General features: G+C 71.5%; 10 protein-coding genes. 2 read left to right on the forward strand and 8 right to left on the reverse strand.

The window, feature by feature from the left end:
- Positions 1-3: 3 nt before the first annotated feature.
- Together cimA and ACZ4SF_RS21130 are read right to left on the reverse strand one after the other, a co-directional pair.
- Positions 4-1,614, reverse strand: coding sequence for a citramalate synthase (gene cimA / locus ACZ4SF_RS21125; protein ID WP_468386518.1), 1,611 nt, complete (start codon positions 1,612-1,614; stop codon positions 4-6).
- Positions 1,615-1,913: 299 nt separating this feature from the next.
- Complete coding sequence (locus ACZ4SF_RS21130; protein ID WP_468386521.1) at positions 1,914-3,221, reverse strand: MFS transporter; 1,308 nt, start codon at positions 3,219-3,221, stop codon at positions 1,914-1,916.
- A 212-nt stretch (positions 3,222-3,433) separates the two neighbouring features.
- On the opposite strand from ACZ4SF_RS21130, the gene ACZ4SF_RS21135 reads away from it, so the two are divergent.
- Positions 3,434-4,174 carry an SDR family NAD(P)-dependent oxidoreductase gene (locus ACZ4SF_RS21135; RefSeq protein ID WP_468386524.1) on the forward strand — a complete coding sequence of 247 codons (741 nt, stop codon included), beginning with the start codon at positions 3,434-3,436 and terminating at the stop codon, positions 4,172-4,174.
- Positions 4,175-4,438: 264 nt separating this feature from the next.
- Here ACZ4SF_RS21135 and ACZ4SF_RS21140 read toward each other — a convergent pair whose 3' ends face one another.
- From ACZ4SF_RS21140 to ureA, 4 genes are read right to left on the reverse strand one after another with little or no spacing between them, the layout of a single operon-like run.
- Positions 4,439-5,050: a TetR/AcrR family transcriptional regulator gene (locus ACZ4SF_RS21140; RefSeq protein ID WP_468386526.1), complete on the reverse strand. Its 612-nt coding sequence runs from the start codon at positions 5,048-5,050 to the stop codon at positions 4,439-4,441.
- A gap of 17 nt (positions 5,051-5,067) precedes the next feature.
- Positions 5,068-6,108 carry an agmatine deiminase family protein gene (locus tag ACZ4SF_RS21145; RefSeq protein WP_468386528.1) on the reverse strand — a complete coding sequence of 347 codons (1,041 nt, stop codon included), beginning with the start codon at positions 6,106-6,108 and terminating at the stop codon, positions 5,068-5,070.
- An 11-nt stretch (positions 6,109-6,119) separates the two neighbouring features.
- Complete coding sequence (locus ACZ4SF_RS21150) at positions 6,120-7,862, reverse strand: urease subunit alpha (protein ID WP_468386530.1); 1,743 nt, start codon at positions 7,860-7,862, stop codon at positions 6,120-6,122.
- Positions 7,859-8,557, reverse strand: a complete 699-nt coding sequence (gene ureA, locus ACZ4SF_RS21155; protein ID WP_468386533.1) for an urease subunit gamma — start codon at positions 8,555-8,557, stop codon at positions 7,859-7,861. The genes ACZ4SF_RS21150 and ureA overlap by 4 nt, the downstream gene beginning before the upstream one ends.
- Before the next feature lie 146 nt (positions 8,558-8,703).
- Between ureA and ACZ4SF_RS21160 the strand changes: the two genes are divergently transcribed.
- Positions 8,704-10,152, forward strand: a complete 1,449-nt coding sequence (locus ACZ4SF_RS21160) for a cytosine permease (protein ID WP_468386534.1) — start codon at positions 8,704-8,706, stop codon at positions 10,150-10,152.
- Positions 10,153-10,363: 211 nt separating this feature from the next.
- Here the strand turns inward: ACZ4SF_RS21160 and ACZ4SF_RS21165 are convergent, their stop codons facing one another.
- Together ACZ4SF_RS21165 and ACZ4SF_RS21170 are read right to left on the reverse strand one after the other, a co-directional pair.
- On the reverse strand, positions 10,364-11,452 hold the full coding sequence (locus tag ACZ4SF_RS21165) for a branched-chain amino acid aminotransferase (protein ID WP_468386537.1): 1,089 nt from the start codon (positions 11,450-11,452) through the stop codon (positions 10,364-10,366).
- Positions 11,453-11,694: 242 nt separating this feature from the next.
- Complete coding sequence (locus ACZ4SF_RS21170) at positions 11,695-12,738, reverse strand: 3-isopropylmalate dehydrogenase (protein ID WP_468386539.1); 1,044 nt, start codon at positions 12,736-12,738, stop codon at positions 11,695-11,697.
- Positions 12,739-12,768: the final 30 nt, after the last annotated feature.

Consider the following 12,768-nt stretch of genomic DNA (forward strand, 5'->3'; position numbering starts at 1 on the left):
TGACTACCGGGCGGGCTCCACGCCCGCGCGCAGGAGGCCGTACGTGTACGCGTCCTCCAGGGCCTGCCAGGAGGCGGCGATGACGTTCTCGGCCACCCCGACCGTGGACCACTCGCCCTTGCCGTCGGAGGTGGAGATCAGCACCCGGGTGGTGGACTGGGTGCCGTGCTTGCCCTCCAGGATGCGGACCTTGTAGTCGACCAGGTCCAGCTGGGCGAGCTGCGGGTAGATCTTCTCCAGCGCCACCCGCAGCGCGCGGTCCAGGGCGTTGACCGGGCCGTTGCCCTCCGCGGTGGCGACGATCCGCTCGCTCTTGGCCCACAGCTTGACCGTGGCCTCGTTGGCGTGGGTGCCGTCGGGCCGGTCCTCGACGATGGCCCGCCAGGACTCGACCTCGAAGTACTTCAGCGGCCTGCCCTCGGCCTCCGCGCGCAGCAGCAGTTCGAAGGAGGCGTCGGCAGCCTCGTAGGTGTAGCCCTTGAGCTCCCGCTCCTTGACGCGCTCGACCACCCGGCCGACCAGCTCGCGGTCGCCGCCCAGGTCGATGCCGAGTTCCTTGCCCTTCAGCTCGACCGAGGCGCGGCCCGCCATGTCGGAGACCAGCATGCGCATGGTGTTGCCGACCAGCTCGGGGTCGATGTGCTGGTACAGGTCCGGGTCGACCTTGATGGCGGAGGCGTGCAGGCCGGCCTTGTGCGCGAAGGCGGAGACGCCCACGTACGGCTGGTGCGTGGACGGCGTCAGGTTGACGACCTCGGCGATGGCGTGCGAGATCCGGGTCATCTCGCGCAGCCTGCCGTCGGGCAGCACCTTCTTGCCGTACTTCAGCTCCAGGGCCGCGACGACCGGGAACAGGTTGGCGTTGCCGACGCGCTCGCCGTAGCCGTTGGCGGTGCACTGGACGTGGGTCGCGCCGGCGTCGACGGCGGCCAGGGTGTTGGCGACCGCGCAGCCGGTGTCGTCCTGGGCGTGGATGCCGAGCCGGGCGCCGGTGTCGGCGAGGACGGTGGCGACCACCGCGTGGACCTGGGCGGGGAGCATACCGCCGTTGGTGTCGCAGAGGATGACGACGTCGGCGCCGGCCTGCGAGGCCGTGCGGACGACGGCCTTGGCGTACTCCGCATCGGCGCGGTAGCCGTCGAAGAAGTGCTCGCAGTCCACGAAGACCCGGCGGCCCTGGCTCTTCAGGTACGACACGGTGTCGCGGACCATCTCCAGGTTCTCGTCCAGGGTGGTGCGCAGCGCCAGCTCCACGTGCCGGTCGTGCGACTTGGCGACCAGGGTGATCACCGGGGCGCCGGACTTGAGCAGGGCCCTGACCTGCGGGTCCTCGGCGGCTTTCGCGCCGGCGCGGCGGGTGGCGCCGAAGGCGACCAGCTGGGCGTGCTTGAACTCGATCTCGGCCTGCGCGCGGGCGAAGAACTCGGTGTCCCGGGGGTTCGCGCCGGGCCAGCCGCCCTCGATGAAGCCCACGCCGAAGTCGTCCAGGTGCCGGGCGATGGCGAGCTTGTCCGCGACGGTGAGGTTGATGCCCTCGCGCTGCGCGCCGTCGCGCAGCGTGGTGTCGAAGACGTGGAACGAGTCGTCGAGCTCGCTGGTTGCCGTCTCGGTCATGGTCTCAAGGCTCCTGTTGTGGATCTTCGGTCTTTACCGGAATGACCGGCTCCACCGTTCCTCCATGGTCCCTCGCGCTCCGCCGCCGGCTGCGGGTGGGCCGGAAAACGAAAAAACCCCTCGCGGGTGCGAGAGGTCTGCGCGCGGGTCGAGGACGACGGTGGCCACCCGCACCTGGTCGTACGAGGTGGTCACTGCGGACCGGCGCGCCTGCTGCCAATAATCATGGCGAACGAGAGCACGGGGGCAGTCTGGCACAAACCCGCCCCCGGTCCCCCGCCCGTCTCAGGATGCGGGCGTCAGACTGGACTCCTGGATCCCGTGCCCGCGTCCTGACCGGCCCTCACCCGGGCCAGGTCCAGGTCCTTCGTCTCCCGCATGGCGACGTACACCACCAGGGACACGGCGGCACAGCCCGCCACGTACCAGTAGAAGCCCGATTCGATGCCGGCGTCCTTGAACCACAGGGCGACGTACTCGGCGGTGCCGCCGAAGAGGGCGTTGGCGACGGCGTACGGCAGGGCCACGCCCAGTGCGCGCACCCCGGTCGGGAACAGCTCGGCCTTCACGCAGGCGTTGATGGAGGTGTAGCCGGTGACCACGACCAGCGCGAGCAGGGCGAGACCGAGGGCGGGCCAGTAGCCGTTCGCATGCCGCAGCAGGGTCATGATCGGCACGGTGAGGAAGGTGGAGCCGACCGCGAAGGTGATGAGCAGCGGTCGGCGGCCGATGCGGTCGGAGAGCCGTCCGGCGAGCGGCTGGAGGCAGGCGAAGACGATCAGCGCGGTGAACGAGACCAGGGTCGCCGTCTCCTTGGACAGGCCGGCGGAGTTGGAGAGGTACTTCGTCAGATAGGTGGTGTACGTGTAGTAGGCCACCGTGCCGCCCATGGTGAGCGCGACGACCAGGAACGCCTCCCGCCGGTGCTGCCACAGGGCGCGCAGGGTGCCGCGCTCCTCGGAGTGCGAGGTGTCCTCCTCGTAGACCTCGGTCTCCAGCATGTTCCGGCGCAGGTAGAAGATGACGGCGGCGCCGAGCGCGCCGACGACGAAGGGGATGCGCCAGCCGTAGCTGTGCAGGGCGTCGTCGGACATGGTGCGCTGCAGGACGATCAGCAGGCCGAGGCCGGCGATCTGCCCGGCGGTCATGGACACGTACTGGAAGCTGGAGGCGAAGCCGCGTCTCCTCGGGTCCGAGGCCTCGGTCAGATAGGTGGCGCTGGCCGCGTACTCGCCGCCCACCGACAGGCCCTGGAGCAGGCGGGCCACGAGCAGGACGAGCGCGCCGCCGTAGCCGGCGACCGCATAGGTGGGCGCCGCGGCGATGAGGACCGCCGACGCCGACATGAGCGTCACGGTCAGGGTGAGCGCCGCCTTGCGGCCCTTGCGGTCGCCGACCCGGCCCAGCAGCCAGCCGCCCACGGGGCGCATGAAGAAGCCGACGGCGAAGATGCCGGCGGTGTTCATCAGCTGGGCGGTGGGGTTGCCTTTCGGGAAGAACGCGCCGGCGAAGTAAGTGGCGAAGCTCGCGTACACGAACCAGTCGAACCACTCGACCATGTTGCCCGCCGAGCCGACCCAGATCTTCTTCCAGTGTTGTCGTCCCATGGGCCGTTCCTGCCCATGCCGGAGGGAACGACTCCTCTCTTGCGGTTCCCGGCGGTTTTCCGAGGCCGCACGGCCTGCCGTGGCCGAACTCGTGCTCACCGGCGCGGCGTTGAGTCCGTCCGTGCACGCCGCCGCGGACTTGAACCTGACACCGGTGTCAGCTTCTAGCGTGATGGCAGACGAAATCCGAGCCGTCTGCAAAGGAAGCAACGATGGGTGAACTGACCGGCAGGGTGGCGCTGGTGACCGGCGGCAGTCGCGGGATCGGCGCGGCGATCGCGAAGCGGCTGGCCGGCGCGGGGGCGGCGGTCGCGCTGACCTACGTCCAGGCCGAGGACCGGGCGCGCGAGGTCGCCGAGCGGATCGAGGCGGACGGCGGCCGGGCCGTGGCCGTCCGGGCGGACCTGACCCGGCCGGACGACGCGGCTGAGGCCGTGGAGCGGACGGTGCGGGAGCTGGGCGGCATCGACGTCCTGGTGAACAACGCCGGCTTCCTGGCCTACGGGCCGCTGGACGAGGTGTCCGCCGAGGATCTGGACCGGGCGCTCGCCGTGGACGTGCGGTCGGTGTTCCTGGCCGCCCGGGCAGCGGCCCGGCACATGGGAGACGGCGGCCGGATCATCAGCATCGGTTCGTGCTTCAACGGCCGCGTCCCGGGGGGCAACTTCGTCCTCCAGGCGATGGCCAAGTCCGCACTCGTCGGCCTGACCAAGGGCCTCGCCCGTGAGCTGGGCCCGCGCGGCATCACGGCGACCGTCGTGGACCCGGGCCCGATCGACACGGACATGAACCCGGCCGACGGCGAGACCGCCGCCTTCCAGCGCTCCCTCACGGCTCTGGGCCACTACGGCGAGGCCGAGGACATCGCCGCCGCGGTGACCTACCTGGCGGGCCCGGGCGGCCGCTACATCACCGGCACGGCCCTCGCCGTCGACGGCGGCTACACCACCTGACACCGAACAGCACCCCGAAACGGCACGGGGAAGGACGCGCCCCCGCGCCCCGAAGGGGCGCGGGGAACCGCACCACCAGCCACGACGAACCGACAGCGACACACACCGGAAAGCCCCCGAAGGGGCGCGAGGAACTGCGCGACCAACCACGACGAACCAGCAGCGACACACACCGGAAAGCCCCCGAAGGGGCGCGAGGAACTGCGCGACCGGCCACGGCCGGCCCGCAGTGGCCTACCCGCCGGAGCCCGACGGCGTCGGCGTTCAGCCGGCCGTACCGAGCAGCGCATCCGAGATGAACTCCCGCACGTGCGAGAGGATCTGCTCCCGATCCGTACCGCGCAGCCCGATGGCGACGTGGATGGAGAAACCGTCGAGCAACGCCCGCAACCTCGCCGCGAAGCGGTCCGCGTCGACCCGCCGGAACTCACCGCGCGAGATCCCCTCCGCGATCAGGGCGACCAGATCCCGGTGCCAGGCGCTCTCGATGGCGGCCTGCCGGCCGCGGGCCTCCTCGTCGGCGTTCTGCGAGCGGTTCCAGACCTCCAGCCACAGCGTCCAGTGCGGATCGCGGTGGCCGTCGGGCACGTACAGGTCGACATAGGCCGCCAGCCGGTCCCGGGCCGGTTCCGGCCGGTTGAGCAGCCGGGCGCGCTCCGCGCCCAGCCGGCCCTCGCTCCACTCCAGGGTCTGCAGCAGCAGCTCGTCCTTGGAGTGGAAGTAGTACAGCAGGTGGCCGCTGCTCATCCCGACCTCACGGCCGAGCCCCGCCATGGTGAGTTTCTCCAGACCGCGCTCGGCGATCATGGCCATGGCGGCGGCGAGCATCTCCTCGCGCGGCGGCGCGTTCTTCCGCGCCCGTGCCGCACCGGCCATCACTGACTCCTACAGGTTCATGCCTTCGGCTGCTGCTGGGTGATGCAGTGGATGCCGCCCCCACCCGCAAAGATCGTACGTGCATCCACCAGGGTCACCGTCCGCTCGGGGAACAGGCGCCGGAAGATGCCCGCGGCGATCTCGTCGCGCGGGTCGTCGAAGCCGCACAGCACGACTCCGCCGTTGCAGAGGTAGTGGTTGATGTAGGAGTAGTCGGCCCAGTGGCCGTCCGCCTCCAGGACGGTCGGGGCGGGCACCTCGACGACCTCCAGCCTGCGGCCGCGGGCGTCGGTCGCGGACTTCAGCCGGCCGATGACCTCCTTGGTGACCTCGTGGTCGGGGTGGGCCGGGTCGGGCTGGTGGTGGGCGACCACGACACCGGGGCGGGCGAAGGCGGCCACGATGTCGACGTGGCCGAGGGTGCCGAAGCCGTAGGGAGGGTAGTCGCCGGTGAGGCCGCGCGGCAGCCAGATCGCCTTCTGCGTGCCGAGGTGGGCGTGGATCTCCGCCTCGACCTCCTCCTTCGACCAGTGCGGGTTGCGCTCGGGACCGAGCTGCACAGTCTCGGTGAGCAGCACGGTGCCCTCGCCGTCGACGTGGATCGCGCCGCCCTCGTTGACCAGCTTCGAGGCGTACGTCTTCGCGCCCGCGAGGTCGGAGACGTACGCGGCGATCTTGGAGTCGTGCTCCCAGCGGGCCCAGTCCTGGGCGCCCCAGCCGTTGAACGTCCAGTCGACGGCGGCCAGTGCACCCTTGCCGTCGGTCAGGAAGGTGGGCCCGATGTCGCGCATCCAGGCGTCGTCCAGCTCCCGCTCGACGGTGTCGACACCCGGGCCGAGCAGCGCCTGGGCGTCCGCGGACTGGCCGGGGCCGCACACCACCGTCACCGGTTCGAAGCGGAGGACGGCGCGGGCCACCGACGCCCAGGCCATGCGGGACAGGCGGAGGTCGTCCGGGTCGTCGAAGGTGGGGTTCGGGCTGGGCCACGCCATCCAGGTCCGCTCGTGCGGGGTCCACTCGGCGGGCATCCGGAAGCCGTCGGCGGCGGGGGTGCTCATGTCGCGGGTCCTTAGAGGAAGTAGAGGCGGTTGAGGGAGACGGAGTCGGCGGGCTCGGAGCGCAGCGGGTCGCCGTCGAGGGTGACCAGGCCGGTGCGCTGGTCGACGTCGACCGCTCCGACGCGGGCGTTGAGCCGCAGGTCGGCGGGGCCGATGCCGCGGGTGCCGCGCACGGCGACCCGGCGGCGGCGCGTCGGCATGGTGTCGTTGCCCTGGTCGACGGCGGCCCGGGCGACGAAGGCGACCGAGATGTCTGCGGCGGTGGCGCCGTACGAGCCGAACTGCGGGCCCAGCACGAGGGGTTCGCAGGTGTCGGTGGCCGCGTTGGGGTCACCGACCACGCCGTAGGCGGGGAAGCCGGCCTTGAGGACGAGCTGCGGCTTGGCGCCGAAGTACTCCGGCCGCCACAGCACGATGTCGGCGAGCTTGCCGGGCTCGATCGAGCCGACCTCGTGGGAGAGGCCGTGCGCGATGGCGGGGTTGATGGTCAGCTTCGCCATGTAGCGCAGGACGCGGGCGTTGTCGTCGCCCTCGCCGTCGCCGCCCTCCCCGTCATGGGGGAGCAGGGGCCCCAGCTCGGCCTTCATCTTGCCGGCCATGGCGAACGTGCGGCGGACCGTCTCACCGGCCCGGCCCATGCCCTGGGCGTCGGAGGAGGTGATGCCGATCGCGCCCAGGTCGTGCAGCACGTCCTCGGCGCCCATCGTGCCGGCCCGGATACGGTCGCGGGCCATGGCCGCGTCTCCGGGCAGGTCGGTCTTCAGGTCGTGGACGGAGACGATCATGCCGTAGTGCTCGGCGACCGCGTCCCGGCCGAAGGGCAGGGTGGGGTTGGTGGAGGAGCCGATGACGTTCGGGACGCCGGCCATCTTCAGCACGTTGGGCACATGACCGCCGCCGCAGCCCTCGATGTGGAAGGCGTGGATGGTGCGGCCCTCCAGGACGCGCAGGGTGTCCTCGACGGAGAGGCACTCGTTCAGGCCGTCGCTGTGCAGGGCGACCTGGACGTCGTGCTCCTCGGCCACCCGGAGGGCGGTGTCCAGGGCGCGGGTGTGGGCGCCCATGTCCTCGTGCACCTTGAAGCCCGATGCGCCGCCCTCGGCGAGGGCCTCGATCAGCGGCGCGCCGTGCGAGGACGAGCCCCGGCCCAGGAAGCCGATGTTGACCGGCCAGGCGTCGAAGGCGTTGAAGGCGTGCTTCAGGGCCCACGGCGAGTTGACGCCGACGCCCCAGACCGGGCCGAACTCCTGACCGATGATCGTGGTCACTCCGGAGGCGAGGGAGGCCTCCATGATGCGCGGCGACAGCAGGTGGACGTGGGTGTCGACGGCCCCGGCGGTGGCGATGAGCCCCTCGCCGGACACGATCGACGTACCCGTGCCGACGACGACGTCCACGCCGTCGAGGGTGTCCGGGTTGCCGGCCCGCCCGATCGCGCAGATGCGGCCCTCACGGATGCCGATGGACACCTTGCGGATGCCCTGGACCGCGTCGATCACGACGACGTTGCTGATCACGACGTCGCAGGTCTCGCGGACGGCGGCGGCCTTCAGGTGCAGCCCGTCGCGGGCGGTCTTGCCGAAGCCGGCGAGGAACTCGTCGCCGTACTTCTGGGAGTCGGACTCCACGCGGACGGTCAGCCCGGAGTCGCCGAGGCGGATGCGGTCGCCGGCGCGGGGGCCGTGGGTGGCTGCGTAGGCATGCGGGTCGACGTGGATCGACCGGCTCACCTCTCGTCCCTTCGAGCGGCTCATCGCTCCTCCCCTCCTTCCGGCGTCACTCCGAGGTATCCGCAGGCGGCGGCCCTGCGCAGGGCCTCTTCCTTGGCTCCGGGCGCGTCCAGCGGCCCGTCGACCAGGCCCGCGAAACCGATCGCGATGCGCTCGCCTCCGATCGGCACGAGCCCGATCTCCTCGCTCTCGCCCGGCCCGAAGCGGACCGAGGAGCCCGCGGGGACGGCGAGCCGCATGCCGTAGGCCTGCGCTCGGTCGAAGTCGAGGCGCGGGTTGGCCTCGAAGAAGTGGAAGTGGGAGGTGACGGAGACCGGCACGGTCGCGGTGTTGGTGACGCGGAGCCGGACGGCCGGCTGCGGGTCGGCGTGCTCGGGGCCGGGGAGCAGCGCGCCCGGGGCCCGCTCGCCGAGGCCGCCGCCGATGGGGTCGGAAACGACCGCGAGCCGGGAGCCGTCGTCGAAGACGGCCTCGACCATCACCTCGGTGACGACGTCGGCGACGCCCGGCAGGACGTCCTCGGGGCCGAGCACCGACCGGGCCGCCTCGATGGCCTCCGCGAGCCGTCGTCCGTCCCGGGCGGCCTCGCAGACGGTGTCCGCGATCAGCGCGGTTGCCTCCGGCACGTTCAGCCTGCGGCCGCGTGCCCGGCGGGCCCGGGCCAGCTCCGCGGCTCCGAAGAGCAGCAGCCGGTCACGTTCCGTGGGGGTCAGTCTCACGACGCGGCACCTCCTTGCCTTCCACACTTTAGAGCATCACTCTAAACACAGATTTCATGAAACAGAAGCATTGACCCGCACCAGCAGTTCACGCCACATTGAACGTCGCTCAAACCGGAAGAGGCGGCCGTCGAAGGAGACCAGCCATGCCGATAGAACAGCGCGGAGTCGACACCATCCCGGACGAGGAGCGGACCAGCGGTCCACGCGACCTCGTCTCGATCCTGCTCGGCTCCAACCTCTGTCTCGGGGTGATCATCTTCGGCTGGCTGCCGCCGTCCTTCGGGCTCGGCTGGTGGGCGTCGGTGAGCGCGATCGTGGCGGGCACGGTCGTCGGCACCCTCTTCACGGCACCGCTCGCGCTGGTCTCCCTGCGCACCGCGACCAACCTGTCCACGTCCTCCGGCGCCCAGTTCGGCGTGCGGGGCCGGCTGGTCGGCTCGGTGGTCGGACTGCTGCTGGCCCTCGGCTACACCGCCCTGACGGTGTGGATCGGCGGGGACGTGATGCTGACGGTCCTCGGCCGGCTCTTCGGGGTGCCGGCGGACGGGGTCTCGTACGCCCTCGTCTACGCGGTGCTCGCCGCGGCGACCGTCGCGGGCGCGGTCTACGGCTACCGCGTCCTGCTCGCCATGTCCCGCGTCCTCGCGATCGGCATGACGGCCCTGCTGCTCCTCGGCGTCCTCGCCTACGCCCCGCACTTCACCACCGCCGCGCTGCCCGAGGCGGGCGGCTACCTGCTGGGCTCCTTCTGGCCCACCTGGTTCCTGGCCGCGGTGGCGGCCGGCCTGTCCGGTCCCATCGCCTTCATCACCCTCCTGGGCGACTACACCCGCTACATCTCCCCCGCCCGGCACAGCGGCAGGCGCGTCCTGCACGCCACCTGGCTCGGCCTGATCCTGGGCCTGCTGGTACCGCAGCTGTTCGGCACCTTCACGGCGTACGCGGCCCGCGCGGCCACCGACTACGCCGGACCGCTGGTCGCCGCCTCCCCTGCCTGGTACCTGGTGCCGCTGCTGCTGGCCGCCACGGCCGGCTCGGTCGGCAACGCGGGGCTGATGCTGTACTCCATGGGCCTGGACCTGGACGCGATCCTTCCCCGCGCCTCCCGCGCCCGCGCCACCCACACCGTGGCCGTCGTCGCCACCGCCTGCGTCTTCGCCGGACACTACGCCTGGAACGCCCAGTCGGCGATGACGTCCTTCGTCCTGCTGCTCACCGCCATCGGCACCCCCTGGGCGGTCATCACCCTCATCGGCTTCGCCCGCTGCCGCGGGGTGTACGACGCCGACGCCCTGCAGGTCTTCAACCGCCGCTCGCACGGCGGGGTCTACTGGTACCGGGCGGGCTGGAACGTGCAGGCCGCCGCGGCCTGGGCGGCCGGCGCCGTGGTCGGCCTGCTGGCGGTGTCCCTGCCGTCGTACGAGGGCCCACTGCTGACGCTGACGGGCGGCGTGGACTGCAGCTTCCTGCTGTCGGGCGCGGTCGGCGGACTGGTGTACCTGGTGCTCACGCCCCGGCCCGTGCCGGCCCGCCTCGAACTCGGCAAGGAACCGGTCCGCACCGAGAGCGAGGTCTCCTCACCCGCACCCTGATCCGGTCGGCGCCCTCGCACGGGAAGCCGGCCGGCACCGGTCCGTCCGCCGCAGCGGCGGACGGCCCCGACGGCACGGCCCGGCGGCACGGCTCGGCGGTGCCGGACCCGGCCGAGGCCGTCGGGCACCGCCGGTCACCGCCATCGGGGCCGGGCGCCGTCGCGGCGGTCACAAGGGGTGTCGGTCACCGCCGCGACGGTCGGAGAAGGCGTCAGCCGATCCTGTGCATCCAGCCGTGCTTGTCCTCGGTCATGCCGCGCTGGATGCCGAGCAGGGCCTCGCGCAGCCGCTGGGTGACCGGGCCGGGCGTGCCGTCGCCGTGGGTCCACTGGTCCGTCTTGGTCTTGGCGTGGCCGATCGGGGTGACCACGGCCGCCGTACCGCAGGCGAAAACCTCGGTGAGCGCGCCGGACGCGGCGTCCTCGCGCCACTGCTGGAGCGTGACCACGCCTTCCTCGGCGGTGTAGCCGAGGTCACGGGCGACCTGGAGGAGGGAGTCGCGGGTGATGCCCTCCAGGATGGAGCCGGTGAGCGACGGGGTGACGATCCGGTCGCCGTAGACGAAGGCGACGTTCATGCTGCCGCTCTCCTCGACCTTGGTGCGGGTGACCGCGTCGAGGTAGACGACCTGGTCGCAGCCGTGCGCGGCGGCCTCGGCCTGCGGCAGCAGGGACGCGGCGTAGTTGCCGCCGGTCTTGGCGTCGCCGGTGCCGCCCGGGACGGCGCGCACGTGGTCCTCGGAGATCCAGATGGTGACCGGCTTCACGCCGCCGGCGAAGTACGCGCCGGACGGGGAGGCGATCAGCATGAACAGGTACTCGTTCGCCGGGTGCACGCCGAGCGCGGCCTCCGTGGCGAACATGAACGGCCGCAGGTACAGGGACGCCTCGCCGCCGTGCGGCGGGACCCAGTCGGCGTCCTGGGTGAGCAGCGCGTCCAGCGCCGCGATGAACAGCTCTTCGGGCAGCTCGGCCATGGCCATGCGGCGGGCGGAGTTGCGGAAGCGGCGGGCGTTGGCCTCGGGGCGGAACAGAGCGACCGAGCCGTCGGGCTGGCGGTAGGCCTTCAGGCCCTCGAAGATCTCCTGGCCGTAGTGCAGGACGTGAGTGGAGGGGTCCAGGGAGATCGGGCCGTACGGAACGAGCTGGGCGTCGTGCCAGCCGCGGCCCTCGGTCCACTTGATCGTCACCATGTGGTCGGTGAAGTGGCGGCCGAAGCCGGGGCTGGCCAGGATCGCCTCGCGCTCGGCAGCGGCGAGCGGGCTGGCGGACGGCTTGAGCTCGATCGTGGGCGTCGTCATCAGTGGTTGTCCTTCACCGGTTGTAGTGACGGGTCGCGCTCACGCCTGTACTGACGGTCGTCGGTGCTAGGACGTCCGAGCATTCCCTCATGACGCGGCCCCGCGTTCGATTATCGCGCGGGGGCGGTAGCGGACGGAATCGGGGTGAAGCGGCCCAGGGGTTGATGGTGGCACCCGGCGAGGCACAGGAAAAGCCGCCGGGTGCGGTTGCGACCCGGCGGCTTGCTGTGTAGCGCGGCGGGTCAGCCGGCTACGCGTACGGCGAGCGCGTCGCCGATCTCGGAAGTGGAGCGGGCGGGCTTGCCTGCGCGCTCGGTGAGGTCGGCGGTGACCGCCGCGTCGATGCGGCCGGCCTCGGCGTCGTAGCCGAGGTGGCGCAGCAGAAGGGCGACGGACAGGACGGTGGCGGTGGGGTCGGCCTTGCCCTGGCCGGCGATGTCGGGCGCGGAACCGTGGACCGGCTCGAACATCGAGGGGAACTCGCGGGAGGGGTTGATGTTCCCGCTCGCGGCCACGCCGATGCCGCCGGAGACGGCCGCGGCGAGGTCGGTGATGATGTCGCCGAAGAGGTTGTCGGTGACGATGACGTCGAAGCGGCCCGGGTCGGTGACGAGGTAGATCGTCGCCGCGTCGACGTGGATGTAGTCGGTGGTGACCTCGGGGAACTCCCGGGCCACCGTGTTGAAGACGTTCGTCCACAGGTGCCCGGCGAAGGTCAGCACGTTGTTCTTGTGGACCAGCGTGAGCTTCTTGCGCGGGCGGGCCTGGGCGCGGGCGAAGGCGTCACGGACGACGCGCTCGACGCCGTAGGCGGTGTTGACGGACACCTCGGTGGCGACCTCGTGCTCGGTGCCCTTGCGGATGGTGCCGCCGTTGCCCGTGTACGGGCCCTCGGTGCCCTCGCGGACGACGACGAAGTCGATCTCCGGCTGGCCGGCGAGCGGGGTGGCGACACCCGGGAGCAGTTTCGACGGACGCAGGTTGACGTGGTGGTCGAAGGCGAAGCGGAGCTTGAGCAGGAAGCCGCGCTCCAGGACGCCGGACGGCACCGACGGGTCGCCGATCGCGCCGAGCAGGATGGCGTCGTGCTGCTTGAGCTGTTCCAGGTCGGCGTCGGTGAGGGTCTCACCGGTGGCGTGGTAGCGCTTGGCGCCGAAGTCGTACTCCTTGGTCTCCAGCTTCACATCCTGCGGCAGGACGGCGGAGAGGACCTTCAGACCCTCGGCCACGACCTCCTGGCCGATGCCGTCACCGGGGATCACTGCGAGATTGATGCTGCGAGACATGTCGGCACCCTACTCCTCGTCCCATGGGAT

Source organism: Streptomyces sp. NPDC027663 (genome assembly GCF_055566415.1).

What these genes read in the sequence shown, in the direction of transcription:
- cimA (WP_468386518.1), bottom strand. Translation starts at nt 1,614, where the DNA reads ATGACCGAGACGGCAACCAGCGAGCTCGACGACTCGTTCCACGTCTTC.
- ACZ4SF_RS21130 (WP_468386521.1), bottom strand. Translation starts at nt 3,221, where the DNA reads ATGGGACGACAACACTGGAAGAAGATCTGGGTCGGCTCGGCGGGCAAC.
- ACZ4SF_RS21135 (WP_468386524.1), top strand. Translation starts at nt 3,434, where the DNA reads ATGGGTGAACTGACCGGCAGGGTGGCGCTGGTGACCGGCGGCAGTCGC.
- ACZ4SF_RS21140 (WP_468386526.1), bottom strand. Translation starts at nt 5,050, where the DNA reads ATGGCCGGTGCGGCACGGGCGCGGAAGAACGCGCCGCCGCGCGAGGAG.
- ACZ4SF_RS21145 (WP_468386528.1), bottom strand. Translation starts at nt 6,108, where the DNA reads ATGAGCACCCCCGCCGCCGACGGCTTCCGGATGCCCGCCGAGTGGACC.
- ACZ4SF_RS21150 (WP_468386530.1), bottom strand. Translation starts at nt 7,862, where the DNA reads ATGAGCCGCTCGAAGGGACGAGAGGTGAGCCGGTCGATCCACGTCGAC.
- ACZ4SF_RS21160 (WP_468386534.1), top strand. Translation starts at nt 8,704, where the DNA reads ATGCCGATAGAACAGCGCGGAGTCGACACCATCCCGGACGAGGAGCGG.
- ACZ4SF_RS21165 (WP_468386537.1), bottom strand. Translation starts at nt 11,452, where the DNA reads ATGACGACGCCCACGATCGAGCTCAAGCCGTCCGCCAGCCCGCTCGCC.
- ACZ4SF_RS21170 (WP_468386539.1), bottom strand. Translation starts at nt 12,738, where the DNA reads ATGTCTCGCAGCATCAATCTCGCAGTGATCCCCGGTGACGGCATCGGC.